Origin of the sequence: Shewanella amazonensis SB2B, assembly GCF_000015245.1 — a bacterium.
Classification (GTDB): domain Bacteria; phylum Pseudomonadota; class Gammaproteobacteria; order Enterobacterales; family Shewanellaceae; genus Shewanella; species Shewanella amazonensis.
Genome location: NC_008700.1, coordinates 4,014,964 through 4,039,062, shown reverse-complemented (window position 1 = coordinate 4,039,062; position 24,099 = coordinate 4,014,964). Strand labels below are relative to the sequence as shown.

The window sequence follows — 24,099 nt, the reverse complement described above, 5'->3', positions numbered from 1 at the left end:
GGGATTACCAGTTGGCAGTGAAGCTGAGTTTCACTTCACGGCCGCTGCCCGGCAGTACCCGCAGCAGACTGTCGGAGCCAGAGAAGTAGTCTTCATCGGTCAGGTTGTTGACGATAAAGCGCAGATCGTACTGGTCCCAGCTGTAGGTCAGGTTCAGGTCAACCAGAGTGTAGGCTGGCAGGTAAAAGTCGCCTTCGCTGCTGTCAGTCAGTACCGCCTGTACGTTGCCTTGCTGCTTGCCGTAGTGATTGACACCGGCCGCCACGCTCAGACCATCGAGCATGTCATCCAAGTTGTATTTTAGCCAGCCACCCAGGGCATAACGGGGTACATTGGCGACCCACTTGTCGTGCTCGGTATCGACGGCATGGGTGTATGCGCCGTGGCCAATCAGCTGCAGATCCTGTGTCAGCAGCCACTGCAAATCCAGCTCTATGCCACGACTTTGCAGCTCGCCGGATGCGGAGTAGGTAAAGTTGCCACCGGCATCCACATTGGCCAGCGCTATGTTCTTTTTGGTCAGCTCATAGAGGGACACAGTGGCATTCAGGTCACCGTTAAAGGCGCGGCTCTTAAGGCCCAGTTCCCACTGCTGGCCTTCTTCCGGGTCGAGAACCTTGCCATTACTGTCCACATAGGACTGGGGGGTGAAGGCTTCAGAATAGCTGGCAAAGGCCACCCAATCGTCGTTGAAAGCGTAGCTGACACCGGCTCTCGGGCTCAGTTTGGTTTCGTAGTCTTCCACGTAGGCTTGCTTGTAGCGATCGAAACGGGCACCCAGTGTAAAGCTCCAGTGCTCTCCCAGATTAATTTGATCCTGGGCGTACAGACCCAGAATACGATTCTCAACCTTGCTTTCGGGGCCGAACTGATTGACCTCGGTATCAGGGAAGACACTGTAATCCGGCTGGTAGAGATTGATGGTGGGGAAATCACTGCCCAGGGCGCCGCTGGTGTAGAGATCCGACATAAAGATATCCACCCCTGCGGTAAACAGGTGCTCGGTTTCACCCAGCATAACGCGGCCATTGAGTCCGGTGTCCAGTGCCCAGGTTTTCCACTGGGTGCGATAGCTGAATTTGTACAGGTTCAAATCGCCGGTGTCGGCATCGTAACTGCTGGGATAGTAGAGATTGTGCCAATCGCTGGAGGCATCCTGGAATCGGACATTCTGACGCAGCTGCAAGTTGTCGGTCAGGTCCCAGCGCAGCTCGTAACCCAGACGATAGGTTTCGTCGTTGATGGCACCGGGATCTTTGATGTTGCCGTAAAAGAGATCCTTATCCAGCTCACCCAGCGGTGACGGCAGCACAGTTCCCATGGCAGGCAGTGGCATGCCTAACTGATTATCGTCTTTTGTGTAGCTGGTGAGCAGGGTCAGAGCAGCGTCTTCACCCAGATTAAAGGTGAGCGACGGCGCGATAAAGAAGCGATGTTGTCCGTCAATATGGTCCACGCTGTTGGCCGCTTCTCGGTACGCCAGACCAACACGGCCGAAGATGTCACCATCGTCGCTCAGTACGCGGTTAATGTCGGCATCCAGCTCACGGTAGCCCAGATTGCCACCCTGCAAGCTTACGCTGCCCATGTCGGTTTGGGTTGGCCGTTTGGTCACCAGGTTCACCATACCCGAGATGGCACCTGCACCGTAAAGAGTGGAGGAAGGCCCTTTCATCACCTCAAGGGTTTCGAGATTCGACTGCTCCACATTGGCACCCAGGCCATTGTCATTCAGGCGCAGACCGTCGAGATAGATGTTTTGCGAGGCATCGAAACCCCGGATTCGGAAGTAGTCGTAACCCTGATAGTAACCACCGGGTTGTATCCCGGCCACGTTCTTCAACGCGTCTTCCAAATGCACGACACCCTGATCATCAAGGAAATTTTTGGACAAGATCTGAATGTTCTGCGGTGCCTTCAGCAAGCTGAAGTCGCCCTTGGTGGTGGAAGGTGCAGTGGCTTTAGTGGTGACGATCATCCTTTCGATACTGATGTCAGAAGTGTCCTGACCATGGGCAGCCATGGCTGACATCAGTGCCACAGACAGCCCGGTCAATCTGAAGAGGCTGGAGCTGGACATGATTTTAGTATCCTCGAGTGGTAAATTCGCAAGGATACTAAACTAAATAAAAATAATTATCATTAAAAATTGAGTGTATGCAAAAAGATTGCGACACAGATCCTTGTCAGTGTTCAGCGGACGGCAAGAACCAGCAGTAAGAGTGCGGCCGGTGCGAGCCAGAACGAGAGCCTCAGCGCCCGGGGTTTGAGGTTAAGCAGCACACTTTGTCCCAGAGCTGCGGGCGCCATCAGGGTAATTAACAGAATCAGCCCATAGCCGCCATCCAGGGCGATGGCCAAGGCCATTCCCAACGCCAGCATGCCAAGCCCTGCCACTTGCAGCCACCTGGCCCTGGTATCCGATGGTGGCACGCCGAAAATTGTTCTGTGATGGCCAAACTGGGAGGCAGCCAGCAAGCCGAAACTGCCAAAACTCAGAAAAAACAGCGCCAGAGCCATCATGCGGTGCGCTCCATTGCTGGCATTGTTGCCCGGACAGGCACAACGAACTTACGACGTGCAAAGAGGCAGGTGATGCCAAGTACAATAAAAAGCAGGTCGGCCGACACCAATACCCATTGATTACTGAGCAGATTACCCACCAGACCCTGTGGGGATGTCAGAGTGTTCAGCACTGGCATCAGCAACGCCAGCAGTGCCGTTATCCCAAGGAGGGCGCGCCATACGGCGGCATCCCGGCGCCACAGAGCAGTCACGCCACACAGCAGCAGGCCCAGGAAAAAGGCCAGCACTTCGTCTTCGGCCCTGCCAGGGGCTGGGGCTGGCAGTAAACGGTTGGCATAGAAAAACAGCACAGTGCCGAGCGGCAGTCCCATGATCACGGCCAGATTGAGCCCTTCGACCAGTTTGAGACCGGCGGTATTTTTACGTTTTTCCCTGAGCTTGGTGGCCCAGAGCAGGCAGCCGCTGGCTATCATGGCGCAGCCCATCAACCCCATCACAAAACCCAGTATCCGCAATGGCCAGCCAGCGAAGCGCGCGGTATGCAGCGCCATCAGAGTATCGTGCAGTTGCTGACTGCCAGTAGCGTGGTGGGCGCCGGGATTAAGCAGCTTGCCTGTTACACCGTCGAATATCAGTTGTACCCGCTCGTCGGTAATGTCCTGTCCGGTATCCCGGGTGAAAAAGATGCGGGCGTTGGCGTCACCCGGATGCTGAACCCTGACATTCTTCACGGCGGCGGTCTCGCCCCACAACTGGTTCACCTGCGGTAACAGCAGGGTGAGGTCCAGGGTGTCCTGTGGCTGACCACTGGCCTTTTGTTGATCGAATCTCGGGGACAGTTCCTGACGCATTGCTTTGGTGTCGCCGTTCCATACACTCAGGGTGGCCCAAGGCATATACATCAGCATCAGGGTAATCAGCCCCGTGTAGGTGATGGTGAGATGAAACGGCAAGGCCATGACCGCACTGATATTGTGGGCGTCCAGCCAGGAACGACTGCCCTTGCGTGGGCGGAAGCTGAAGAAATCCTTGAAGATGCGCTTATGTATGACGACACCGGTTATCAGGGCAATAAGCATAAACATGGTGCAGATACCTACAAGGTATCGGGCGGTCAGCGCCGATATATAGTGCAGATCGAAATGCAGCCGATAGAAAAAGTCACCCCCCTTGGTTTGGCGGGGTTCATCTGCCAGTTCACCACTGAGGGTTATCGGCTGTGAGTGGATGAGTGGTCGCTGCTTGTCCCGCGGTTCAGACCATTGGAATGCCAGGTAAGGCTGGCGTTCCTGCGGTAAGGCGATATACCAATCGGGGGCATCTGGCACCCGGGCAGACAAATAAGCCTGTCCCTGCCGCAGATTTTGCTCAAGACTCGTATTCACACCGCTGCCCAGCACCTGACTGTGCAGTTCGGGTGTGGCATACAGGCTTATCTCGTGGCGGAAGAAGCTCAGGGTACCGGCAAAAAATACCAGCAGTAACACCCAGCACACCAACAATCCAGCCCAGGTGTGCAACCAGGTCATGGTGCGAAAAAAGGTCTCTTTCATGGCGCCGGCGCCTCCAGAAGCATCAGACTCAACAAGAGTGGCGCGCTTAACAGCAGGTGCAGCATAAGTGCCCTGGTGCCGCTGCGGGCCGCAAAGGCGAAGAGTATCCACAGGGCGAAGATCAAAAACGACAGCATCATGCCAATCAAGGCTGCGTCGGCGCGGGACATGCCACTTATCTGGGGTAGCCACAATGGCAGAGCAGCGGCAAACAGGGCAGCAAGGCCATAACCACCCAAAATCGCCAACAAGCTGCGACCCAATAGTTTGCAGGTGCCGGCAGACAGGATTGACATGGTGACCCCAGAGAAAGACAGAAAAGAAGCCGATCCTAAAAGATTGCAGTCAAATGATAAACATTCTCAATTAAAATTTACAATGTAAGTTTTTTGTGGCTTGGACGGCAAAACCGGTTGGTACTTTTACAGCTTGGGGTTTCTCAGGATGCCGATATACAGATATGCTTTAGGTAAGCCTTTCTATTGAAACGTGGTTTATGCAGAGTACCCATTTAGCCCGTACCAAACTCTGGATTGTGGCGTTCGCCATTGTGTACTGGTTCCTGTCATTGTTTACGGTGGAATATTTACACCGCAGTTACTTAAGGGATTATCTGGCTGAACAACAACAATGGTTTTCGCAAAAGTTGGCCCTTATCCGGGCCAACATCGAGGCCAAGGTGAATGCCGACATTTTGTTGGCAGACAGTCTTGCAACCATTTTGAGCTTTAATCCCGACGTCCCCTACAGCAAATGGACTTTGCTCGCAGGCCAACTGGCCAGCAAGGGTGAATATATTCGCAGCATCAGTATTGCCCCCAATGATGTGGTTGCTCTGGTGTATCCGCTGGCCGGTAATGAGTCTGTGATGGGGCTTGATTTTCGGGAAACCCCGGCGCAGATGCCGGCGGTGCTGGAGGCGAGGATGTCCCGACAAATCACCCTCGATGGTCCCATCACACTGATCCAGGGGGGAATTGGCTTGATTGCCCGTGCGCCTGTGTTTGCCGACCCGCCCACCAATACCCAATACTGGGGCGTTTGCAGCATAGTGATAGATCTCGACCGCCTGATAAACAGTATTCGGGACGTTGATCTGGGTGAAGGCATGACGCTGGGCATTCGGACGCTGCTGTATCCCGATAAACGTGGTCCCATATTCATTGGGCAAAGCAGCGACTTCGACAATGCGCGGGCTGTTGCTCAGGTACATTTACTGGGGGCCACCTGGGAGATTGCGCTGGCCGAGCCAGCAGAGTTAAGGTCCTGGGGTGCAACCAATGTGGTGCGTCTCATCGGATACTGTGTAACCCTGTTTATCTTCCTGAGCTTTCTGATGGTTTCCAATGCCTACCGTATGGCCCGTCTGGTGTCATTGCAGGATGTGCTCACAGGTTTACCAAACAGGCGATTTGCTATGTCGCTGCTCAATAAGCTTATTCAGGCACCTAACGGTCGTTTTACCGTTATTAACGTGGATCTCAATTATTTCAAGCAGGTGAATGATAGTTTTGGTCATGCCGCCGGCGATGCCATGTTAAAGGCGGTCGCCAAACGCATGCAGTCAGTGCTGCGAAACAGCGACATGGTTGCCCGATTGGGAGGTGATGAATTTTTACTGATTTTGCCCCGATTAACCTCTCCCGCTGATATCAGCCATGTACTGATGAAGGTTCGCCATGCGGCCTGCGAGCAGCCGCTGCAAATGGCAGACATCACCCTCAATATCAGTATCAGTATGGGGGCGGCCCGGTATCCTGAGGATGGACAGGATATCACTGAATTGCTGCATGTTGCCGACAAGGCCATGTACGAAGACAAGCAGCGCATCAAAGGGGAAAGATGATGAAGCTGCAAAGGCAATTCCTTGCTGCATTGTTGTTGTCGCTGAGTTTGCCCAGTACAGCCACAGAGCCACTGACGGTACGCTATGTGGATGCCAGCGTGATGAAGCGCAATCCGAACAACGCTTATTTTGGTCAGCTATTGCAACTGGCGCTGGAGAAATCCAAAGCGAAATATGGCCCATATCAGCTGGCTCCACTCGACATAGATATCTCTCAGCGGCGCCATTTCAGGGAACTGAATAATGGTGTTATCAATGTGTTCTGGACCATGACCAATTATCGCCGCGAACTCGATGCCCTGCCGGTACGTGTCCCCCTTATGAAGGGGGTTTATGGGCTCAGGTTGCTGGCTGCCAACGAGCATGATCTGGCAACACTTGCCGGTGTGCAGAGCCTGGGCGATTTTGCGCCCTTCACCTTTCTTCAGGGGCGCGATTGGCCAGATACACAAATCCTCAGACTCAACCGGCTGGAAGTCTCGACGGACGTATCTGAAGGCGACATGTACGAGTTTACCCGCCGCCACCCCGGTTACCTTTTCCCCAGGGCGGTCACCGAGCTGTATTCAGAGACTGAAAGTCGCAATATCAGTGAGTTGGCGGGAGAAAGCCACCTGCTGATCCGTTACCCGGCAGTGATGTATTTCTTCGTTGCCAAACAGGATACCTTATTGGCGGAAAGGCTGGAGTACGGCTTGAAAGCCGCCATGGCAGATGGCAGTTTTGATCAGCTCTTTTATGGCTTTGCACCCCACAAGGCGGCGCTGAAGCAGGCGCAGCTGCATCGGCGCAAACTGATGACGCTCGATAATCCTCTCTTGCCCGAATCGGCGATGCCGGCCGAGGTGTTAAAGCAGCAGGATGAAGTGATAGCGCATCTCGAGCAGTGAACCGCACAGCCACAAAAAAGCCCCCATTTGGGGGCTTTTAGCTTACATGGAGGCGATAAAGTTACTGGCCTGCGGCTTCCATGGCGGCGATAAACTTATTGGACTCGGCAATGGAGCGATTCATCTCCTTGATGAGCCCGGTTATGTCTGTCTTCAAGCTGGTAAATTCCCCCTTGATGGCGCCAATGGTTTGGGCATTGAGGTTGTGCTTGAGGTACAGCATGTTGTCTTTCATTGATGTCAGTATGGGCGGCATCTTGCTTTCTGCACGGCGCATGCTGCGCATCAGCGATTCGTAATTGCGGCGGGTTTCCTTCAGCTTGCTCTGGCTTTTTGATCGCAGGCTGGCCTTGCTGATTTCGGCTATTTCCGCCTGCCACTCATCAAACAGTGCCTCGGCTACGTCTTCGACTTTGTCGATGCGGTTTGATACGTCGTCGGCCGCGCTTTGGGCTGAGTCGTACTCGTCTTTGGCCTTGTTGTACGCCTTTTCCAGATCGCCGCCATCGTGGTTCAGCAAGGCCTGCATTTCTTCCAGTGCCGAACTGAACTGCTGCTGTGCTTCTTCCTGGGACTCTTTGGCGTCTTTCACCCGGTCAACCATGATGTCGCGCTTGTGATAGCCCACCTTTTCCATGGCGCCATAGTAAGCACTCTGGCAACCACCGAGTAATAAAGCACTGCCAAGCAGCGCCAGCGAGAGAAGTTGTTTCATGGTTTGGCTTCCTGTCATCAGTCTGCTTTAAAGCGGGCGGCATCAATGATGGACCACAGATGGGCAATACCCCCTATGATGGCCGGCACTATCAACCACCAGAGCGCATAGCCGCCAACGGTGATAACAAAGAACAGCAGGGCCGCCATAATACGCCCCTGAAGCAATTGGCCAAGGCCGGGAAAAAAGAGGTTAACCCCTGCGGCGAGGACGTTGCCCGCCGATCCTTGTTGTGACATTGAATCGCTCCTTTAACACTTGTAAAGCAGGTATTGTACGTTTTATTGTACGAACATAAACCGTACCTGTGATAAGCGGCAAGAGAAAACCAGTGAAAAATAAGATAGATGTGAGCCTGATACAGAGCTTTTTTCTGGGGGTTTGGCGATTTGTGCTCCATCTTGTCTCTCGCCTGAAAGAAGACCAAATTAATGTGCGCGCAGGGCACCTTACCTATGTCACCCTCTTGTCGCTGGTGCCCATGGTGGCCGTGACCATGTCGGTATTATCGGCATTCCCGGTGTTTCAGGGTATTCGCGGCACCATAGAAACCTTCGTGTATGAAAACATGATCCCCGCCGCCGGTGACACGGTACAAACCTATATCAACGAATTTGTGAAAAACGCCTCCAAAGGCACGGCCGTGGGGATTGGTTTTCTGGTGGTAGTGGCCATCATGTTGATTTCGGCCATCGATAAGTCACTCAATGCCATTTGGCGCACCAAAGAAAAGCGCCGTTTTATGGTGGCCTTTTCCATGTACTGGATGGTGTTGACCCTGGGCCCTGTGCTGATGGGGGCCAGTATTGCCGTGACGTCTTATCTGGTATCCCTGAAAGTACTCAGTGAGGCTGATGTGTATGGGGTGGTGCCCATGCTGATAGAGAAGCTGCCGCTGATGTTTTCTGTTGCAGCATTTTTGCTGCTGTATATGGCGGTGCCCAATCAAAAGGTGAAATTTCTCCATGCGCTGCTCGGTGCCCTGGTGGCAGCCTTGTTGTTTGAGGCCGGTAAGCGTGGTTTTGCCCTTTATGTCACCACCTTTCCGAGTTATGAGGCCATTTACGGCACCCTGGCGACCATTCCCATCCTCTTTGTCTGGGTGTATCTCTCCTGGACCATAGTGCTCTTTGGCGGTGTGATTGCCGCAGCGCTGCCTGAATATCTGGACTATGATGACGGCGGCGACGAAGACGCCCAGGGCTGCCAGGATGCCCCTTCGGGTGAAGCCTTGTCATCGCCAAAGGAAAATCCTTCCTCTTCATCCTCCACCAAACCCAAAACCGACAATGACCCGGGTTGAACAGGCACCGCCGCCGCTCATCAGCAGCAAGTGGATTGCCGTTGGTGATGGTCATAGTCTGCATTTGGCGGAGTATGGCAATCCCAATGGCGTTCCACTTTTGTATCTCCACGGAGGGCCCGGTGCCGGTTGCAGCAGTGATGATGCCCTGCTGTTTGATGGTCGCCACTGGCGTATCTTGCTGCTTGATCAACGCGGTGCCGGTTTATCTCGTCCCCGTGGTGGGTTGGAGCACAATGGCCTGACACAGCTGCTGGCCGATATGGAAGTGGTGCGGGAAACTCTGGGTATCGAAAATTGGTGTCTCGCAGGTGGCTCTTTCGGTGCCACTCTCGGACTTATCTACAGTGGGCGCCATCCCGACCGCGTTATCGCCCAGAGTTACTGGGGGCTGTTTATCCCTTCCAGTGAGGGGATGGCCTGGCTATACGGCCCGGCGGGAGCAGCCCGACTTTTTCCTGATGAATACAACAGCTTCAGTGCCGGGATCCCGGTAAAGGGCTGGTTGTCATTACTGTTTGAGTATTTCAGCAAGGGGTTTGTGCATGCCAATCAGGCCGTGTCCGAGCGTGCGTTCAGGCGCTGGCTGGATTGGGAGCTGGCACTGGCCTATCCCGGCAATCACTTGCTCGGTCCCATCGATTGGCGCTCCCGGGTGCTGGCACTTATCGAATTACACTATGCCAGAAGTGGCTATTTCGACGCAGAAACCGCTTTTGTGGCGGCATTACCCGACATCCGTGCCCATACCCGCATCCTTCAGGGGGAATGTGATTGGGTGTGCCCTGCCGAGATAGCAAGGCACTACGGGCCCCTTGAAGCACGACTGGGGCGGGACTTTGAGCTGGTTACCGTGGTCGGTGGTTATCACTCCCTCGCCGATGGTCGCATGCACAAGGCGGTGTGCGCAGCAGCAAACTGGATGCTGTCGGTGTGGCATCAACACTGCTGAAGCCTGCGGATGGGATTCAGGTGGAGGCTATGGCACAATCGCCGGGTCTTCCATCAGGCAAGGAATAATCTGTGATTGCATTGATACAAAGGGTCAGCCGTGCCAGCGTCACCGTGGACGGTGAAATCACCGGCGCCATCGATCAGGGGCTGCTGGTGTTGCTGGGGGTTGAGCAGCATGACGACCGCACCAAGCTGGAGAAATTGGCGCACAAGGTCATGAACTATCGCGTATTTTCCGACGAAAATGGCAAGATGAATCTCAATGTCTCCCAGGTAGGGGGCAGCTTGCTGGTGGTTTCCCAGTTCACCCTGGCGGCCGATACGGGCCGTGGGCTGCGCCCCAGTTTCTCGGGTGCCGGCACTCCAGAGCAAGCCGAGCGTCTGTACGACGAGTTTGTGGCCCATTGCCGCGCGCAGGGTGTGCCCACCCAAACCGGACGTTTTGCCGCCGATATGAAGGTGGAACTGCTGAACGACGGGCCCGTGACCTTCCATTTGCAGGTGTAGCATGACACCAGAACAGACCTTACTGCAGGAGCTGGCGGACACCTGGCACAGCACCATCCCCCTGAGCGCCTTTATGCAAATCTGTCCACGCAGATACGATGGCATCCAATTTGAAGTCAGTGCACCTCTCGAGCCCAACATCAATCTACACCACACCATGTTCGCGGGCAGCATCTATACCCTGATGACCCTGACGGGCTGGGGAATGTTGTGGCTTAAACAGCGCGAAGCGGGTGTGGAGGGCAGCATAGTGCTGGCCGATGCGGCCGTGCGCTATCTGGCGCCCGTCAGGGGCGCGCCTCTCGCCAGGGTCAGCTGGTCGGGTGACGATATCATGCCCCTCGCCACCGGGCGCAGAGTCAAGGTGACCCTGGTTGTCGAACTTTGGTGTGAAGGAGAGCTGTGTGCCAGCTTTGAAGGACGTTATGTCAGTCTGCCGCACTAAGGCCGGGAATTTTTTTACAACTTCTGATGGACCTTATTGATGTTGCGCCGGTGATTCCCTAGAATCGTCCGGTTAAAAAAATGTTAAATATTTGGTTGCTCGTACGGTATGGAGTGGCCGAAACTGCATCGTAAGGACATCAGTATGCGCTTTCTTTGTCTGGCACTGGCGGTTGCGCTTTGTGCCAACCTTTCTGGGTGTGCCAACACCCGACTTAATGCCAATAAATTGCCAAAAGGTGTGGCGGTCAACAAGTCCATCACCCTGCCGGTAGATGTCTCTGTGGCTTACTACGTGCCCAAAATTCAAATGGACAGTCGTTTCTATCTGGAGAAGTGGAATATCTGGGTAGAGCCGGGCTCCGCCTTGTCGGACGGTGTGCGTGATGCCTTCAATGCTTACTTCAGCAATGCCGTCCTGCTGGACCGTGCAAGCGATGACGCCGTTGGCCTGGTGATAGATCTGGATCCCGAATGGGAGTTCGTCTCTGGCAAAGCCGTGATGACCTTGAGCTACAAGGTGCTGAATGGTGGTGATAAACCGTTGAAAGAAGGTAAGAAAACCTTTAAGGCCGACATTGGCTATGTGGGCGACAACTCTGGCATGTACAACGCGGCGATGCGGGCAACCCAACTGGTCATTGTAGACGTGCTCAATAGCCTCAAACCCACAGCGGCCGGGTATCCGGCGCAGCTGGCCATGAAGGCGACCAACCCGCTACAATTGGCCAACATGGAGAAGCCAGTGAGCAGTGGTACCGGGTTTTATATCAATGAAACCGGACAGTTACTGACGGCTGCCCATGTGCTGCGGGAATGCATGGTCACCAAGGTGCAGACACCAACTCAGTCTTACGATGCCACTGTGGATGCCAGCTCCACCCTTTTGGATCTGGCTGTGGTGAGTACAGGTGCGCCAGCTGAGCGCTACTTGCCGCTGCGTAAGGGCAGTGAAATCTTCCTCGGTGAAGCCGTGACCAACGTGGGTTACCCCCTGCAGGGCCTGCTTGCGGCGTCGCCAAACCTGACCCGAGGTAACGTCAGCTCCATGAATGCCCTCAAAGGTTCCGTTGGCCAGTTCCAGTTCTCGGCACCTATTCAGCCCGGCTCCAGCGGGGGGCCCGTGGTATCAGATGGTGGTGAACTGCTGGGAGTGACAGTTGCCACGCTCAACGCAGCCAAGCTGATTGAATCCGGCGCCCTGCCACAGAATGTGAACTTTGCCCTCGATGCCAGGCACGTTGCCCGATTCCTCGACAAGCATCAGGTGGCGTTTCATCAGGTAGAGCCGAATCTGAAAGGGGATATTCGTATCAGCAACGATGCGGCTTTGTCGTCTGTAGTGCAGTTGGCCTGTTATCAATAAGGAGTCAGTGACATGAAAGGAATGATATTTGGTGCCCTGGCACTGACCGGACTGATGACGTCTGCGATGGCTCAGGAGCAGACCCAGACCCAGACCCAGACCCAGACCCAGACCCAGACCCAGACGATCGTGTTGCCCCCCGTGCTCTTTGTCAGCACCTTTGACAGTACTGAGCTGTTTGACAAGCTCAAATCCAGTCAGCAGCTCGGCAACATCGATAAAGAAAACCTGGGAACTCCGCTGCGCCTTGTTGTGAGTTACAAACTGCAGCCCACGGCGGGTGGCACCGCAGCCGGACTGACATCGGCTATCCTCGCCGGCAGTTCTCTGGGGATTTTGCCCGTGGTAACCAATAACGATCTGGTGTTGACCTATGATTTCCGCGTGCACGGTAAATCGGTCAGCCGCATCGAATACCGCGAGAACTTTACCCAGGCGCAAAACATGTACTCCAACCAGTTGGGTGGCCTGGACAAGGACACCATGGCTTGGGTGCTGTCCACCACAGATAAGTTTGTGGCGGATCTGGTAGAAAATCAGGAAGTGAAAACCCTGGTGGAAGAGTACAACTTCTACTTCGGCAGTTGATGTGCGGATGGAAGCGGAAAAGCCAGTCTCTGACTGGCTTTTCTATTTTTTAGAATGGAATATCTGATTTAATCTGCTTTTTTTCAATTTTGTGGGCTAATACACTGCAACCATCAAGTTACCCCAGTGGGGATATTCACAGTTTCTTGGAGGTCTTATGTCAAAGGTATTAGTGCTCAAGTCCAGCATTCTTGGTGATTTTTCCCAGTCTGGCCGCTTGATTGATGAATGGGTTGCTGCGCGCCGCGCGAGTGGCGATACAGTGACAGTGCGCGATTTGGCTGCCGAGCCATTGCCGGTGCTTGACGGTGAAATTGCGTCGGGTCTGCGTGGTGGCGAGAGTTTAAGTCCCCGTCAGCAAGAAGCATTGGCACTGTCCGATGCCTTGATTGCCGAGCTCAAAGTGCACGATCAACTGGTGGTAGCGGCCCCCATGTACAACTTCAGTATCCCCACTCAGCTGAAAAACTGGATAGATCTGGTGGCCCGTGCCGGCGTGACCTTTACCTACACAGCCGAAGGTCCACAGGGACTTATCCAGGGCAAGCAGGCCATGCTGATCACGACCCGCGGCGGAGTACACAAGGGCTCAGGCAGTGACCATGTGGTGCCTTATCTGAAAACCGTACTCGGATTTATCGGTATCACTGATGTGGATACCGTGTACGCCGAAGCCCTGAGCATGGGGCCGGAAGCGGCAGAGCGTGGCATCAAGGATGCCCGTGACCAGCTGGCGCTGGTGGGTTAATCCCGACTTTCCTTCTCATCATCCTGTTTTTGCCCCTCCTGTTTGAGGGGCATTTTTTTATCGCCGTCGGCCAGCATGGGGCGGCACATGGCACAACCCTGCTCAGTCTGACTGTACTCCACGTAACGTACCTTTCTTGAGGCGTTGCGCCCCGTGCTGAAGGCAAACCCGGGAATTGGAGTTTTGGGCGTCTGTGTTGTCATGGCTTAAGCGCCCGCCAGTAAATCCTTGATGGCGCCGCCATTGATCACAGAGCTGAACCCCTTGGCTCTGAGGATGTCGCATCCTTTTTGGGCGCGAATACCGGCGCCGCAATAGAGCACCAGCGGCACGGCCTTATCGGCCTGAGCCGATTGCCAGTGTTCCAGCGTATCCAGGGGGATGTTGAGTGCCTGGGGCAGATGGCCCTGGGCAAATTCCGCCGGACTTCTGACATCCACCAGGGTGGCGCCATGTTTCACCAGTTGCCAGCATTCGGCGGGCTGAGCGCTGCCGGATAATCTGGCGAGCATAGAGTGCAGCATGCTAACCTCATTTCAATTAGAAAAAGTTCATAAAGAGTAATCTGATGAATTGAGAAATGCAATTATCGTGACAGAGCGCTCTTTTTTGGCATTGAACAGGCCCGTCCTATGGACTGCGTCCTATAGTTATTCTGTGAGTTCGTTCTCTACAGGGATTGGTATATGTTCAATTCTGCCATGGCTATTCCTGCCATTTGGTGGCAACAGGGAAGTAGTGCCAGTGACCGCCTCGCCCGCATCCACGACCGCCTGCTGGAGGCGTACCCAGAGGTCGACCGTATAGCCTGCGCACTCTACGATCCCAATACCGATTTGCTGAAGACCTTTATCAACAGTACCCGCAGAGGCGAAGCCATTCACGGCTACCAATATCGTCTGAAAGACAGCCTGTCTTTAAGTGAATTGGCCAGCGCTGCCGAGTGTCGGGTGATCCACAATATTCACGCGACGGTAGCACCAGACAATCCTCACTCGGTGTGGCTATTGCAGCAGGGATACCAATCCTCTTTTACGATCCCTTTGTACGACAATGGCCATTTTATTGGATTTCTGTTTTTTGATTCTTCCCGGCTGGGCGCCTTTGATACCCGGAAACAGCGGGACATGTTGTTATATGCCAATCTGGTCAATATGACCCTGAGCAGCGAGCTCAACGCGGTGCGTATCATTCAGGCATCGGCTCTGGTGGCCCGCGACTTTGCCGATTTACGTGACTTCGAAACCGGTTCGCATTTAGACAGAATGGCTGCTTATTCCAGGTTGATTGCCAGATTTATAGCGGATGAAGAAGGGCTCAGTGATGAGCAAATTGAGCATATTGCGCTGTTTGCTCCGCTCCATGATGTGGGCAAAATTGGGATCCCGGACCGTGTACTTCTTAAAGCCGGAACCCTGGATGCTGATGAGCGAGCCCTGATGCAAACCCACGTAGAAAAGGGCGAAAAGATCATCCACAAGATTTTGGGTGACTTTGGCTTAAGTGAGGTACCCGATTCGCAGATCATGCTGAATATTGTGGCGTGTCATCACGAGTATCTGGATGGCAGCGGTTATCCCCGAGGGTTAAAGAGCAACGCGATACCCATTGAAGCCAGAATCGTCACAGTGGCCGATATCTTTGATGCCTTAAGTTGCCAACGCCCCTATAAAGCCGCCTGGCCACTGGCGGCGTGCTTTGATGAGCTGGAGCGCATGGTGGCAGCAGGTAAATTGGAGGGACGCTGTGTGGCGGCGCTGAAGGCATCACGCCAGGAAATAGAAGACATCATGGCGCGCCTGCGCGACGCGCCATGACAGCGTTCAGTAATATTGTGCCAGCGCTTTTTTGGTGTGCTTGGCGACTTTTTTGAAAGGGCTGAGGGTCAGCTTTTGCAGCAGGGGTTTGTATTTTTCGTCACCACTGCTCGCCAGCACCTTGGCATACCAGGCGTATACATCCTGGGATTCATTGTCCTGAGTCAGCAGGCGTGGGGTTTCCAGTTCTGCGGCAATAATGTCCATCAAAAATGGCTCGGAATTGCGCTGATTGGCCATGTAACGCACCGATCTGGCCATTAGCCCTAAATCGTCACTCTTGAGGCCATTGGCCAGCATATTGGTGCGTTGGCTCTGTCCTTCGGTGAAGGTGGCAGCGTTGGTGATCACAGGATTCCAGATTTCAAACCGCTGTAACTCCTCCAGTGACTTTTTGGCATAGCCACGCACTTTGCGGTGATGGTCACCTTGCTCAATATTCTTAAGGGTTGCAGCGTACTTGGGATTGCCTGAGTAACTGAGGGCTTTCATCAGCCAGGCGCTTTCATCCACACCATCCCTGTCGGTGGCATAGGGCAGGCTTTCAATGAGTCGCTGCTCGACTTGGTCAAAAATCTCGGGATCGCTGAGGCCTGTGAGCACCAGAGTCTCGATGGCTCTGTGCTGGGCTACCTCATTATTTCCTTTGAAGATCTCGATGTATTCCGCCTTGGTGTATTCCTTGGCCGCCATGGCCTGCGGTAACCAAGCCATGCTGAGTAATAACATCAGTGCAATTTTCTTCATGTGTTCTCCTGTCGTCCTGTTGGAGTTGGCTGCGCTATGCCCGCCAGCGTTTAAAAATCAGCGAGGTGTTGATGCCGCCGAAGGCGAAGTTATTGCTCATCACATAATCCGTTTCAAGCTCGCGCAGTTCGCCGCGGATATAGTCGAGCTCGCCGCAGTCGGGGTCGATATCGTTCAGGTTGATGGTCGGCGCAAACCAACCCTCGTTCATCATCATGATGCTGCACCAGGCTTCCAGCGCGCCGCAGGCACCCAGGGTGTGGCCGGTATAACTCTTCAGCGACGAAATGGGCATACGGCTGCCGAACACGGCGGCGGTGGCACGGGTTTCGGCCACATCGCCTCTGTCAGTGGCGGTGCCGTGGGCATTGACATAGCCGATGGCATCGGCGGTAAGTGCGGCATCTTTCAGTGCCAGACGGATAGCCCCTTCCATGGTGGTTACGTTGGGCTGGGTCACATGCTGACCGTCGCTGTTGGTACCAAAGCCAACCAGCTCGGCATAAATATGGGCACCGCGGGCCATGGCGTGCTCCATTTCTTCCAGCACGAGAGTACAGGCACCTTCACCTATCACCAGACCATCACGATTCTTGTCAAACGGCCGTGGTGTGCTCGCGGGCATATCGTTTTTGGTGCTGGTGGCAAACAGGGTATCGAACACCACGGCTTCGCTGGGACACAGCTCTTCGCCGCCACCGGCCAACATGGCGGTTTGCATACCGTACTTGATGGCTTCATAGGCGTAACCTATGCCCTGGCTGCCAGAGGTGCAGGCGCTGGAAGTGGTATGAATGCGGCCCTGAAGACCGAAATACACGCCTACGTTCACCGCCGTGGTGTGTGCCATCATGCGGATATAGCTGGTGGCATCGATGCCGGACATATCGCCTGTATCCAGCATGCGGCCGAAGCCAATCAGGGGATCTGTGCTGCCGGTAGACGAGCCGTAGGCTATGCCCACGTCCCCTGAGGTCAGAAAGTCGCTGTCAAGCAGGCCTGCATCTTCCAGCGCCAGCTCACTGGCGCGGGTTGCCATCAAAGATACCCGTCCCATGGAGCGAATTTTCTTGCGCGAATAGTGGGCTGGTACTTCAAAGTCGGTCACGGGCGCCGCCAGGCGGGTATTGAGATTATCGAACCTGTCCCACTCGTCCATGCGTACCACTTTGTTTTGCATGGCCTTAAGGCTGGCCGCAATCGATGACCAGTCATGGCCAAGGCTGCTGATGCCGCCAAAGCCTGTGACCACAACCCGGCGGCTCACAGCATGCCTCCGTTCACCGAAATCACCTGACGGGTAATGTAGGCGGCATCATCGGACATCAAAAAGCCCGCCAGTGCAGCGATTTCTTCCGGCTTGCCCATGCGGCGCATCGGCACCAGCTGGTCGACCATTTCGCTGGGGAATTCGCTCACCATGTCGGTTTCAATCAGGCCGGGGGCGATGCAGTTAACGGTGATCTTGCGCTTGGCCAGCTCCAGCGACAGCGCCTTGGTGGCGCCGATAAGCCCGGCCTTGGAGGCGCTGTAGTTTACCTGACCACGGTTACCGGCAATGCCGGATACCGATGCCAGCGTGATGATGCGTCCGCCCTTGCGGCTTTGGATCATCGGCATCACAGTGGGCTGCACCACGTTGTAAAAGCCGTCGAGGTTGGTGTGAATTACGCTGTCCCAATCATCATCGGTCATGGCCGGGAAGGCGGTGTCGCGGTTGATGCCGGCATTGAGCACCACGCCGTAGTAAGCGCCGTTGGCCTCGATATCGGCCTCGATGGCGGCACGCACCGCAGCGCGGTCGGCCACATCAAATTTCAGCAGGCTCACCTTCACGCCGAGGTCGGCAATTTCGCTGGCAGTGGCTTCGGCAGCAGTGAGGTTTGAGTGGTAATGCACTGCAACATCATAGCCTTGAGATGCAAGGCGCAGGGCAATGGCTTTGCCAATGCCGCGGCTGGAACCTGTCACCAGGACTCTTTTAGTCATTATTATGCTCCTGTGCTAGATACGGGTAGATGAGCCTTGGCTCTCACGAATATAGGCGTCTGTGTCCTGAGGCTGGAACACGTTGACGTTGGCCTCGGCAACTTGGGTGGCGCCGTGGAAAATGCGGCAGTCGAATACCGCAAGGCCAGTGTCTTCCTGATAGAGGCGTTTCACTTCAGTGGTGTAGGTTTCGCCCCTGGCAAACACCGCAAGCGGCATGGAGAGCTTGCGCGACCCCAGCAAAAATCCAACCTGAATCGGCTCGCCGCGCAGTGTGGCTTCGACCCCGGCGAGCGCTGCAATGCTTTGCGCCATGTACTCAATGCCCACGTAATTGGGCACGCCGCCCAGCGCCTCATCAAAATAGGGACTCGCGTCGCTGATATGGGTGGCGGTGAGCAGGCTGTCATGGCCGTGCTCCAGCACCTCGTCAATCAGCACCATGGGGCGGCGATGGGGCAAAAAGGTTTCAACGTCAATGCTGGAAAGCGGCGCGCCATCCCAGAGTTTGTCAGTCATGCTGGCCTCCACGGCTGAAAATCAAACTGGCGTTACTGCCGCCAAAGGCGAAAGAATTGCTCATCACATGACGGATATCGTGACCGTTGCCGGGATCTTGCGTATGCGGCATGGGAACCAGAGGTAATTGCGGGTCGTTGGTGTCGGCGATGCCATCCCACACCTGAGGCGGCAGAGCGCGATTGCCTTCGCTCAGCAGCAATACACAAAAGGCGGCTTCGATAGCACCTGCGGCACCGAGGGCGTGGCCGGTGAGCGGCTTGGTGGAACTGCAGGGAGGCAAATGGCCTTCAAATACGGCACAAACCGCGCGGCTCTCCATGGCATCGTTTTTCGGCGTGGCGGTGCCGTGCAGGTTAATGTAATCGATGTCGGCGGGCTTTAGGCCTGCGTCTTTGAGCGCTGCGCCCATGGCGTCGATAGCGCCGCGTCCTTCGGGGTGCGGCGCCGAGATATGGTGGGCATCGCCGGACTCGCCGCAGCCACTGAGCAGCACTGGGCCGTCGCCGCGCACCAGGGTAAAGAGCGCTGCGCCCTCACCAATGTTGATGCCATCGCGATTGGCGCTGAAGGGATTGCAGTGGCCTTTGGACACCGACTCCAGCGCATCGAAGCCATTGACCGTAAGGCGACATAGGCTGTCGACGCCGCCCACAATCACCATGTCGCACAAATTGGCATTGAGTAATCGCTTGGCGCTGGCAAATACCTTGGCGCTGGATGAGCAGGCGGTAGAGAGTGTGTAGCAGGGACCATCGAGTTCAAAGTACTGACGTAAAAAGTCGCTGGTGCTGCCAAGCTCCTGCTGGAAGTAATGATAATCGGCGGGGAATTTACCGTGCTCGGCCCGGTAGGCCAGGGCTTCTTCGCCCTTGGCAATGCCGGAGGTGGAGGTGCCGAGCACAACGCCGATGCGATCTTTGCCAAAACTGGCGATAGCCTGGACAACCGTGGGGGCGATTTGTATGGCAGCAGCCAGCAGCAATTGGTTGTTGCGACAGTCAAACTGCGCCATGGCGTCGGGCAGTTGTGGTAAGTCTTGCGCCACTTCGCCCACCAGGGTGGGGCCAGTTGCCAGCAGATCGGCACGCAGCACCATACCACTGGTGTCTCCCGCGAGGAGGCGAGGCAGGATCTCGGCTGCACTCATCCCAATGGGAGTGCATAAACCTGTGTCTGTGATGGCTATCTGGGTCACTGTGTTTCTTCCTAAACTTTACAGCTGAAAATGCCCCTGTCCTGGTCAAGCAAGCGGCGTAATTTTCAGCTTCATCCCGGCTGAAGGCATTTCCAGTATTACTGTGGCGAGCCAGGGTTCCTGATGACTGTAACTGATGTGCACTATGCCGCCATCTTCCGGTGATGTCAGTACCCGGCATCGACGCTGAGGACAGGCTTGTTCGCTCACCAGCCCACCCGACAGGGCGGCATTGAGCGCTGGCTCGGGCCAATAAATAAGTTGCAGCAGGGCAATCAGGTACTCGGCGCGGAAATTGTCACCAAGCAGCACACTCTGCTCACTTATCAATTGGTTGCCATCAAAGCTTACGTCAAACAGCGGTTGCCCCATGGGGGCCAGACCTACGACCGACAGGCGATGGCCATCGAGTTCGAGCTGGCTTAAGAGTTCGTGGCGTTTGCCATTAATTTCTATGCTGACTTTCTGGGTCTGGCTTTGACTCTGACTCTGACTCTTCGTTGTTGGCGCTGGCGTTGCTGCGGGTGCCTTGGGAGCCCGTTGCGGCTTTGGGGCATTTGGCTTTTCCCTGAGTTCCCTGGCCTGCACGGGGAGGGGCGCCAGACAGTAATTGACGTTGGTGGACAGGCCGAGACAGGTTTGGCGCAGCAATAGCTGGGTGCAGCCTGTGGCGGCCAAAAGCACTAAAAATGTCAGCAGCAGTCGTAATTTCATTATGCCTTCCCTTGAGCCTCAGCCCTGGCTTCGCGGCACAATTCTACCACCATATTCAGCCGTCTTTGCGATTCTTTCACGAAGGGGTTTTCCGTATCCCATGCGTATCCGGCGAGGATGGAGCAAATCATTTGCTTGATGGTGGGGTTGGGATCATCAAAGAAGATCACTTCCTGGAAAGTGCCTTCGTACCAAGCCTGCACATAGGTGCGGAAACAGTTCACGCCTGTCATCAGCGGCTTGGCATATTCGCTGTCCCAGTCGACCTGTCCGCCATTCAGTTGCTTGAGCAAGGTGCGGGCGGCGAGTGAGGCGGACTGCATGGCAATGGTCACCCCGGAGGAGAACACCGGGTCGAGGAACTCACCAGCGTTACCCAAGAGAGCGAACTTGTTGCTGGCGAGCTGACTTACATTGGCCGAATAGCCTTTAAGTTCGGCGCACTGCTGCACAACTACGGCATCTTTGAGGAGCTCTTTAAGGCCCGGCTCTTCGAGCACCACCTGCATCAGCTTGTCTTCCAGGCTGCCATCGAGGCGTTCCAGCAGATGAGGCTCTGCCACCACACCCAGAGAGCAGCGGCCGTTGCTGAAGGGAATAAGCCAGTACCAGATGTCCTGATGTTCCGGATGCACGCTTATCAGAATCTTATTACGGTCGAAATTGGCATCGCTGATCCTGTCTTCAACGTGGGTAAAAATCGCCATCCGTGACGGCAGGTTGGAGGGGCGCTCCAGATCCAAAAGCCGTGGCAGCACCCGGCCAAAACCACTGGCATCCAGCATAAATTCGGCTTCCACCCGATAGCTGTCGCCTGCTTCAGTGCTGACAACGAGGCCGGGCTTGGCGCTGATGTCTATGCTCTGAACCGTATGGCCGTAACGGATCTCCACGCCCTGGGCCTCTGCGGTGTCGGCCAGCAACTTGTCGAAGCTGCCGCGCTGCACCTGGAAGGTGGTGCCATGGCCTGGAGTAAACTTATCGGTGAAGTCAAAGGTGGTGTAGGCGCCGTTGCGACGGAACGCAGCGCCATTTTTGAATTGGAAACCGGCGGCGTTGACCGCCTCCAACATGCCCGCTTCTTCGATAAAGTTCATGCAGCAGGGCAGCAGGCTTTCGCCGATGGAAAAGCGCGGGAAGTGCTGACGTTCCAGCACCAGCACCCGTTTACCCGCCCTGTGCAGCAGGCTGGCGGCTATAGCGCCGGAGGGACCAGCCCCTATAATCACCACATCCACCGCCATATCGTTGGGCTTGCTATTTCCAGAGTGCATCTACTTCAGTTTCCTTTTGAAAGTGTGAATAAGGGGCGAGAGCAGCAGGGTAAAGCCAATCCCGAGGGCCAGCGTGAGGCCAAAATAGTGTATTGCCGGGGTGTTACTGAGCGCCAGCAGACCAAAGGCGAGGGTGGTGGAGCTGGCTGACAGCAGCACAGCCAGCATAACTCTGTGGCCATGCTCCCGGTTTTCATCCTTGGCGAAAAACAGGCTGTAATCAACGCCAATGCCGAATACCAAAAGCAGCGCCAGCGCATGGAATAAAGTCAGTGGCGACCCCAGCAGCCCCAGCAGTGACAAGCTGAGCAGTGCCGCCAGCGCCGGTACTGCCACCATGGCGGCGGCAAGTTTCCATGGGTGACGCAGGGCAAAGACTCCAAAGGCAATAAGCAGCGCCAGCACCAGCAGCCACAGGGTGGTGTGGCGGTACTCTCCCATCAGTTTGGAGATGTCGCCCACCTTATCCACCAGAGTTACCCCCGGCAAAGTCGCTACCGCTTGGTTAAGTGCCGGTAAGTTCTGAATGCCACCAAGCAGCACCATGGCGCCCCATTCCCGGGCAGTTGATTCTGGATGGTTGGCCTCGTTAGCCGTGGGCTCAAGCAGCAGTGGCTTGAGGTTTGCCCCAAGCCGGGTGTCAAAAAAGGCATCCGCTTCGATGGGCGTTTGTGCACCGGCCTGGTATTTGGCTCTGAGATCAGGTTCGAGTTCAGGCTCCAGCCCCAAGCGGGCGAGTATTTCACCCAGTTCATGACCATAGATTTGCTGTTGCAGGTTATGGTCGGCCATCTGCCGCGCCTGGGATGGCAGGTAATCGGCAAAGTTCACATGGCTTTGCAGCAGTTGGTCTTTTTCGGCTTTTGCGAGTACAGGCGCAAGGGCTTCGAGTCTTGCGAGCAGCGTCTGCATCGACTCTGCCCGTACCAGCAGAAACTGATTATCCACCCCACCCGAGAGCAAGGTTCTCACGTTAGCTTCTTCAGCCATCAGTGCTGCCGAGCCCTGTTGCAGGCTGCGGATATCGTCGCGGCTGTCCAGTTGGCCAAGTCCAGGGATGCACACCAAGAGCACTGTCAGGCTGCCAATCACCAAGGCTTTGGAGCCTGCGGCTTCGAACGGGGTAAGAAAGCGGCTGGCCAGGGTGATGGCCGCGCTTGCGGCCTGAATGCGGCTGTCTGCCAGCATGGGGTAAGCAAGATACAGCGTGAGGTATGCGCCAATCAGGCCGCCGCCACAAAAGGCCGCTACCTGCTGCATCCCCGGGAAGGGAGTGAAGCCCAGCGCCAGATAGGCGAGCACGCTGGTAGCAAGGGCCAGCGTCAGTGCGGGCAAGATGCGGCTCAGTGTTTGGCTGGCGCTCTCATCACGGCCACTGCGCTCGGCATAAAAATGGAAACTGTAGTCGATGGCAATGCCAATCAGAGAAGTGCCAAACACCAGAGTGAGCAGGTGTAACTTGCCGAAAATGAGGATGGTGAACAGGCTGGCGCTCACCATAGCACTGGCGAGGGTAAGGCTTGCCATCAAAAGCGGCATCAGCGAACGGAAGCTCAAAAGCACCAGCACTACCACGCCCGCAAGCGACAGTGAGCCAATCAGTGATACTTCTGCCTTGGCGCTTTGAGTGGCCTCAAGTGCATGAAACAGGGCACCGGCCTTTAGCAGGCTCAGTTGCTTGCCCAGGTTTACCTTGGTGAAGGCGGCATTGATGGCACTGATTTGGGCTTCCTGCGCCTTGGGGCTGAATACGCTGTCTTTGCCCTTGGCCATGATGATTGCGGCGGTTTGGCCATCTGAGTTGCCAAGCAAGATGCCACCTTCCTCACCGAGGCGGTGGCCTTTGCCAAAGCTTTGCATCAGCGCCGGAAACAGTAACAAGGGGTCTTCGCTGATAAGTTCACTGTTGGCAAAACCAAAAGCGCTGTAGAGGGCAATTTTCGCTTGCTTGATGAGTACATCGAGTTTGCCGTTTTCCAGCAGTGAGCGTTGTGATTCGGTCAGCAGGTTGAAGCGGGCCGGAAAGTAGAGCCGGTAAATCTCTTTGGGATCGAGTTCGCTGCCGCTGCGAACCGATACGAATGCGGGGGAACTGGCAAGTTCGGCCATCATGCCCTTGGCGGCTTCGATGGTTGCGGCCTTGTCTTTCCCCGTCAGCACCAGATAGCTTTCGTTAGCCAGACGACTTTCGAGACTGTCCAGCGCGCGGCTGGTGAGGGCATCCTGCTGCAAGTGGGGCAGCATGGCCAGAATGTCGGTTTCAACCACATCGCGGTGCTTGAGAGTCTTAATGCCGAAAACGAGGGCTGCGGCGAGCAAGAGCAGCCATAGGGCCAGCCTGAGCCCTGCGCGGCTTGCAGTCTGTGGCTTATCTGTGATTTTGCTTCCCCCAAGCGCCATC

General features: G+C 55.4%; 26 protein-coding genes. 10 read left to right on the top strand and 16 right to left on the bottom strand.

Features of this window, described 5'->3' with window-relative positions; all coding sequences use genetic code 11:
• Window positions 1-4: 4 nt before the first annotated feature.
• The 4 genes from SAMA_RS17755 to SAMA_RS17740 form a co-directional block, all read right to left on the bottom strand.
• Complete coding sequence (locus tag SAMA_RS17755; RefSeq protein ID WP_011761519.1) at window positions 5-2,080, bottom strand: TonB-dependent siderophore receptor; 2,076 nt, start codon at window positions 2,078-2,080, stop codon at window positions 5-7.
• 113 nt (window positions 2,081-2,193) lie between these two features.
• Entirely contained in the window at window positions 2,194-2,523 is a 330-nt protein-coding gene (locus SAMA_RS17750) for a DUF3325 domain-containing protein (protein ID WP_011761518.1), read from the bottom strand.
• Window positions 2,520-4,079 (bottom strand): PepSY-associated TM helix domain-containing protein, encoded by a 1,560-nt coding sequence (locus SAMA_RS17745; protein WP_011761517.1) that lies wholly within the window; start codon window positions 4,077-4,079, stop codon window positions 2,520-2,522. The genes SAMA_RS17750 and SAMA_RS17745 overlap by 4 nt, the downstream gene beginning before the upstream one ends.
• Window positions 4,076-4,375, bottom strand: coding sequence for a hypothetical protein (locus SAMA_RS17740; RefSeq protein WP_011761516.1), 300 nt, complete (start codon window positions 4,373-4,375; stop codon window positions 4,076-4,078). The genes SAMA_RS17745 and SAMA_RS17740 overlap by 4 nt, the downstream gene beginning before the upstream one ends.
• A gap of 200 nt (window positions 4,376-4,575) precedes the next feature.
• On the opposite strand from SAMA_RS17740, the gene SAMA_RS17735 reads away from it, so the two are divergent.
• Window positions 4,576-5,925, top strand: a complete 1,350-nt coding sequence (locus SAMA_RS17735; RefSeq protein WP_011761515.1) for a diguanylate cyclase domain-containing protein — start codon at window positions 4,576-4,578, stop codon at window positions 5,923-5,925.
• Window positions 5,922-6,815, top strand: a complete 894-nt coding sequence (locus tag SAMA_RS17730) for a hypothetical protein (protein WP_011761514.1) — start codon at window positions 5,922-5,924, stop codon at window positions 6,813-6,815. Before SAMA_RS17735 ends, SAMA_RS17730 begins: the two co-directional genes overlap by 4 nt.
• 61 nt (window positions 6,816-6,876) lie before the next feature.
• Here the strand turns inward: SAMA_RS17730 and SAMA_RS17725 are convergent, their stop codons facing one another.
• Window positions 6,877-7,530: a DUF2959 domain-containing protein gene (locus tag SAMA_RS17725; protein WP_011761513.1), complete on the bottom strand. Its 654-nt coding sequence runs from the start codon at window positions 7,528-7,530 to the stop codon at window positions 6,877-6,879.
• Window positions 7,531-7,547: 17 nt separating this feature from the next.
• Window positions 7,548-7,769, bottom strand: a complete 222-nt coding sequence (locus SAMA_RS17720; protein WP_011761512.1) for a hypothetical protein — start codon at window positions 7,767-7,769, stop codon at window positions 7,548-7,550.
• Window positions 7,770-7,861: 92 nt separating this feature from the next.
• Here SAMA_RS17720 and SAMA_RS17715 point away from each other — a divergent pair, with 92 nt between their 5' ends.
• The 7 genes from SAMA_RS17715 to SAMA_RS17685 all read left to right on the top strand — a co-directional run bounded on the left by SAMA_RS17715 (window position 7,862) and on the right by SAMA_RS17685 (window position 13,440).
• A complete protein-coding gene (locus tag SAMA_RS17715; RefSeq protein WP_041409949.1) occupies window positions 7,862-8,833 on the top strand; it encodes a virulence factor BrkB family protein in 972 nt (323 codons plus the stop codon).
• Entirely contained in the window at window positions 8,820-9,785 is a 966-nt protein-coding gene (locus SAMA_RS17710; protein ID WP_049757946.1) for an alpha/beta fold hydrolase, read from the top strand. Before SAMA_RS17715 ends, SAMA_RS17710 begins: the two co-directional genes overlap by 14 nt.
• 71 nt (window positions 9,786-9,856) lie before the next feature.
• Window positions 9,857-10,294 (top strand): D-aminoacyl-tRNA deacylase, encoded by a 438-nt coding sequence (gene dtd, locus SAMA_RS17705; protein ID WP_011761509.1) that lies wholly within the window; start codon window positions 9,857-9,859, stop codon window positions 10,292-10,294.
• Window position 10,295: 1 nt separating this feature from the next.
• A complete protein-coding gene (locus tag SAMA_RS17700; protein WP_011761508.1) occupies window positions 10,296-10,739 on the top strand; it encodes a thioesterase domain-containing protein in 444 nt (147 codons plus the stop codon).
• A gap of 144 nt (window positions 10,740-10,883) precedes the next feature.
• A complete protein-coding gene (locus tag SAMA_RS17695) occupies window positions 10,884-12,104 on the top strand; it encodes a S1 family peptidase (RefSeq protein WP_011761507.1) in 1,221 nt (406 codons plus the stop codon).
• Window positions 12,105-12,116: 12 nt separating this feature from the next.
• Complete coding sequence (locus SAMA_RS17690) at window positions 12,117-12,692, top strand: hypothetical protein (RefSeq protein ID WP_011761506.1); 576 nt, start codon at window positions 12,117-12,119, stop codon at window positions 12,690-12,692.
• 157 nt (window positions 12,693-12,849) lie between these two features.
• Window positions 12,850-13,440, top strand: a complete 591-nt coding sequence (locus SAMA_RS17685; RefSeq protein WP_011761505.1) for an FMN-dependent NADH-azoreductase — start codon at window positions 12,850-12,852, stop codon at window positions 13,438-13,440.
• On the opposite strand, the gene SAMA_RS17680 is transcribed toward SAMA_RS17685, so the two are convergent.
• Window positions 13,437-13,643, bottom strand: a complete 207-nt coding sequence (locus tag SAMA_RS17680; RefSeq protein ID WP_041409947.1) for a hypothetical protein — start codon at window positions 13,641-13,643, stop codon at window positions 13,437-13,439. The genes SAMA_RS17685 and SAMA_RS17680 overlap by 4 nt on opposite strands.
• 3 nt (window positions 13,644-13,646) lie before the next feature.
• Window positions 13,647-13,964, bottom strand: coding sequence for a rhodanese-like domain-containing protein (locus tag SAMA_RS17675; protein WP_011761504.1), 318 nt, complete (start codon window positions 13,962-13,964; stop codon window positions 13,647-13,649).
• A 162-nt stretch (window positions 13,965-14,126) separates the two neighbouring features.
• Here SAMA_RS17675 and SAMA_RS17670 point away from each other — a divergent pair, with 162 nt between their 5' ends.
• Window positions 14,127-15,257 (top strand): HD domain-containing phosphohydrolase, encoded by a 1,131-nt coding sequence (locus SAMA_RS17670; protein ID WP_011761503.1) that lies wholly within the window; start codon window positions 14,127-14,129, stop codon window positions 15,255-15,257.
• Between the two features lie 6 nt (window positions 15,258-15,263).
• Here the strand turns inward: SAMA_RS17670 and SAMA_RS17665 are convergent, their stop codons facing one another.
• From SAMA_RS17665 to SAMA_RS17630, 8 genes are read right to left on the bottom strand one after another with little or no spacing between them, the layout of a single operon-like run.
• Window positions 15,264-16,004 carry a hypothetical protein gene (locus SAMA_RS17665; RefSeq protein ID WP_011761502.1) on the bottom strand — a complete coding sequence of 247 codons (741 nt, stop codon included), beginning with the start codon at window positions 16,002-16,004 and terminating at the stop codon, window positions 15,264-15,266.
• 34 nt (window positions 16,005-16,038) lie between these two features.
• Window positions 16,039-17,271, bottom strand: coding sequence for a beta-ketoacyl-ACP synthase (locus SAMA_RS17660; RefSeq protein WP_011761501.1), 1,233 nt, complete (start codon window positions 17,269-17,271; stop codon window positions 16,039-16,041).
• Window positions 17,268-17,993, bottom strand: a complete 726-nt coding sequence (locus SAMA_RS17655) for a 3-ketoacyl-ACP reductase FabG2 (RefSeq protein WP_011761500.1) — start codon at window positions 17,991-17,993, stop codon at window positions 17,268-17,270. The genes SAMA_RS17660 and SAMA_RS17655 overlap by 4 nt, the downstream gene beginning before the upstream one ends.
• 15 nt (window positions 17,994-18,008) lie before the next feature.
• Window positions 18,009-18,512, bottom strand: coding sequence for an ApeP family dehydratase (locus SAMA_RS17650; protein ID WP_011761499.1), 504 nt, complete (start codon window positions 18,510-18,512; stop codon window positions 18,009-18,011).
• The gene (locus SAMA_RS17645; protein ID WP_011761498.1) at window positions 18,505-19,710 is read right to left on the bottom strand and encodes a beta-ketoacyl-[acyl-carrier-protein] synthase family protein; all 1,206 of its coding nucleotides are present in this window, start codon (window positions 19,708-19,710) and stop codon (window positions 18,505-18,507) included. The genes SAMA_RS17650 and SAMA_RS17645 overlap by 8 nt, the downstream gene beginning before the upstream one ends.
• 45 nt (window positions 19,711-19,755) lie before the next feature.
• Window positions 19,756-20,424, bottom strand: coding sequence for a DUF3261 domain-containing protein (locus SAMA_RS17640; RefSeq protein ID WP_011761497.1), 669 nt, complete (start codon window positions 20,422-20,424; stop codon window positions 19,756-19,758).
• The gene (locus tag SAMA_RS17635) at window positions 20,424-21,698 is read right to left on the bottom strand and encodes an NAD(P)/FAD-dependent oxidoreductase (protein WP_011761496.1); all 1,275 of its coding nucleotides are present in this window, start codon (window positions 21,696-21,698) and stop codon (window positions 20,424-20,426) included. Before SAMA_RS17635 ends, SAMA_RS17640 begins: the two co-directional genes overlap by 1 nt.
• A complete protein-coding gene (locus SAMA_RS17630) occupies window positions 21,699-24,098 on the bottom strand; it encodes an MMPL family transporter (RefSeq protein WP_011761495.1) in 2,400 nt (799 codons plus the stop codon).
• Between the last annotated feature and the right edge of the window lies 1 nt (window position 24,099).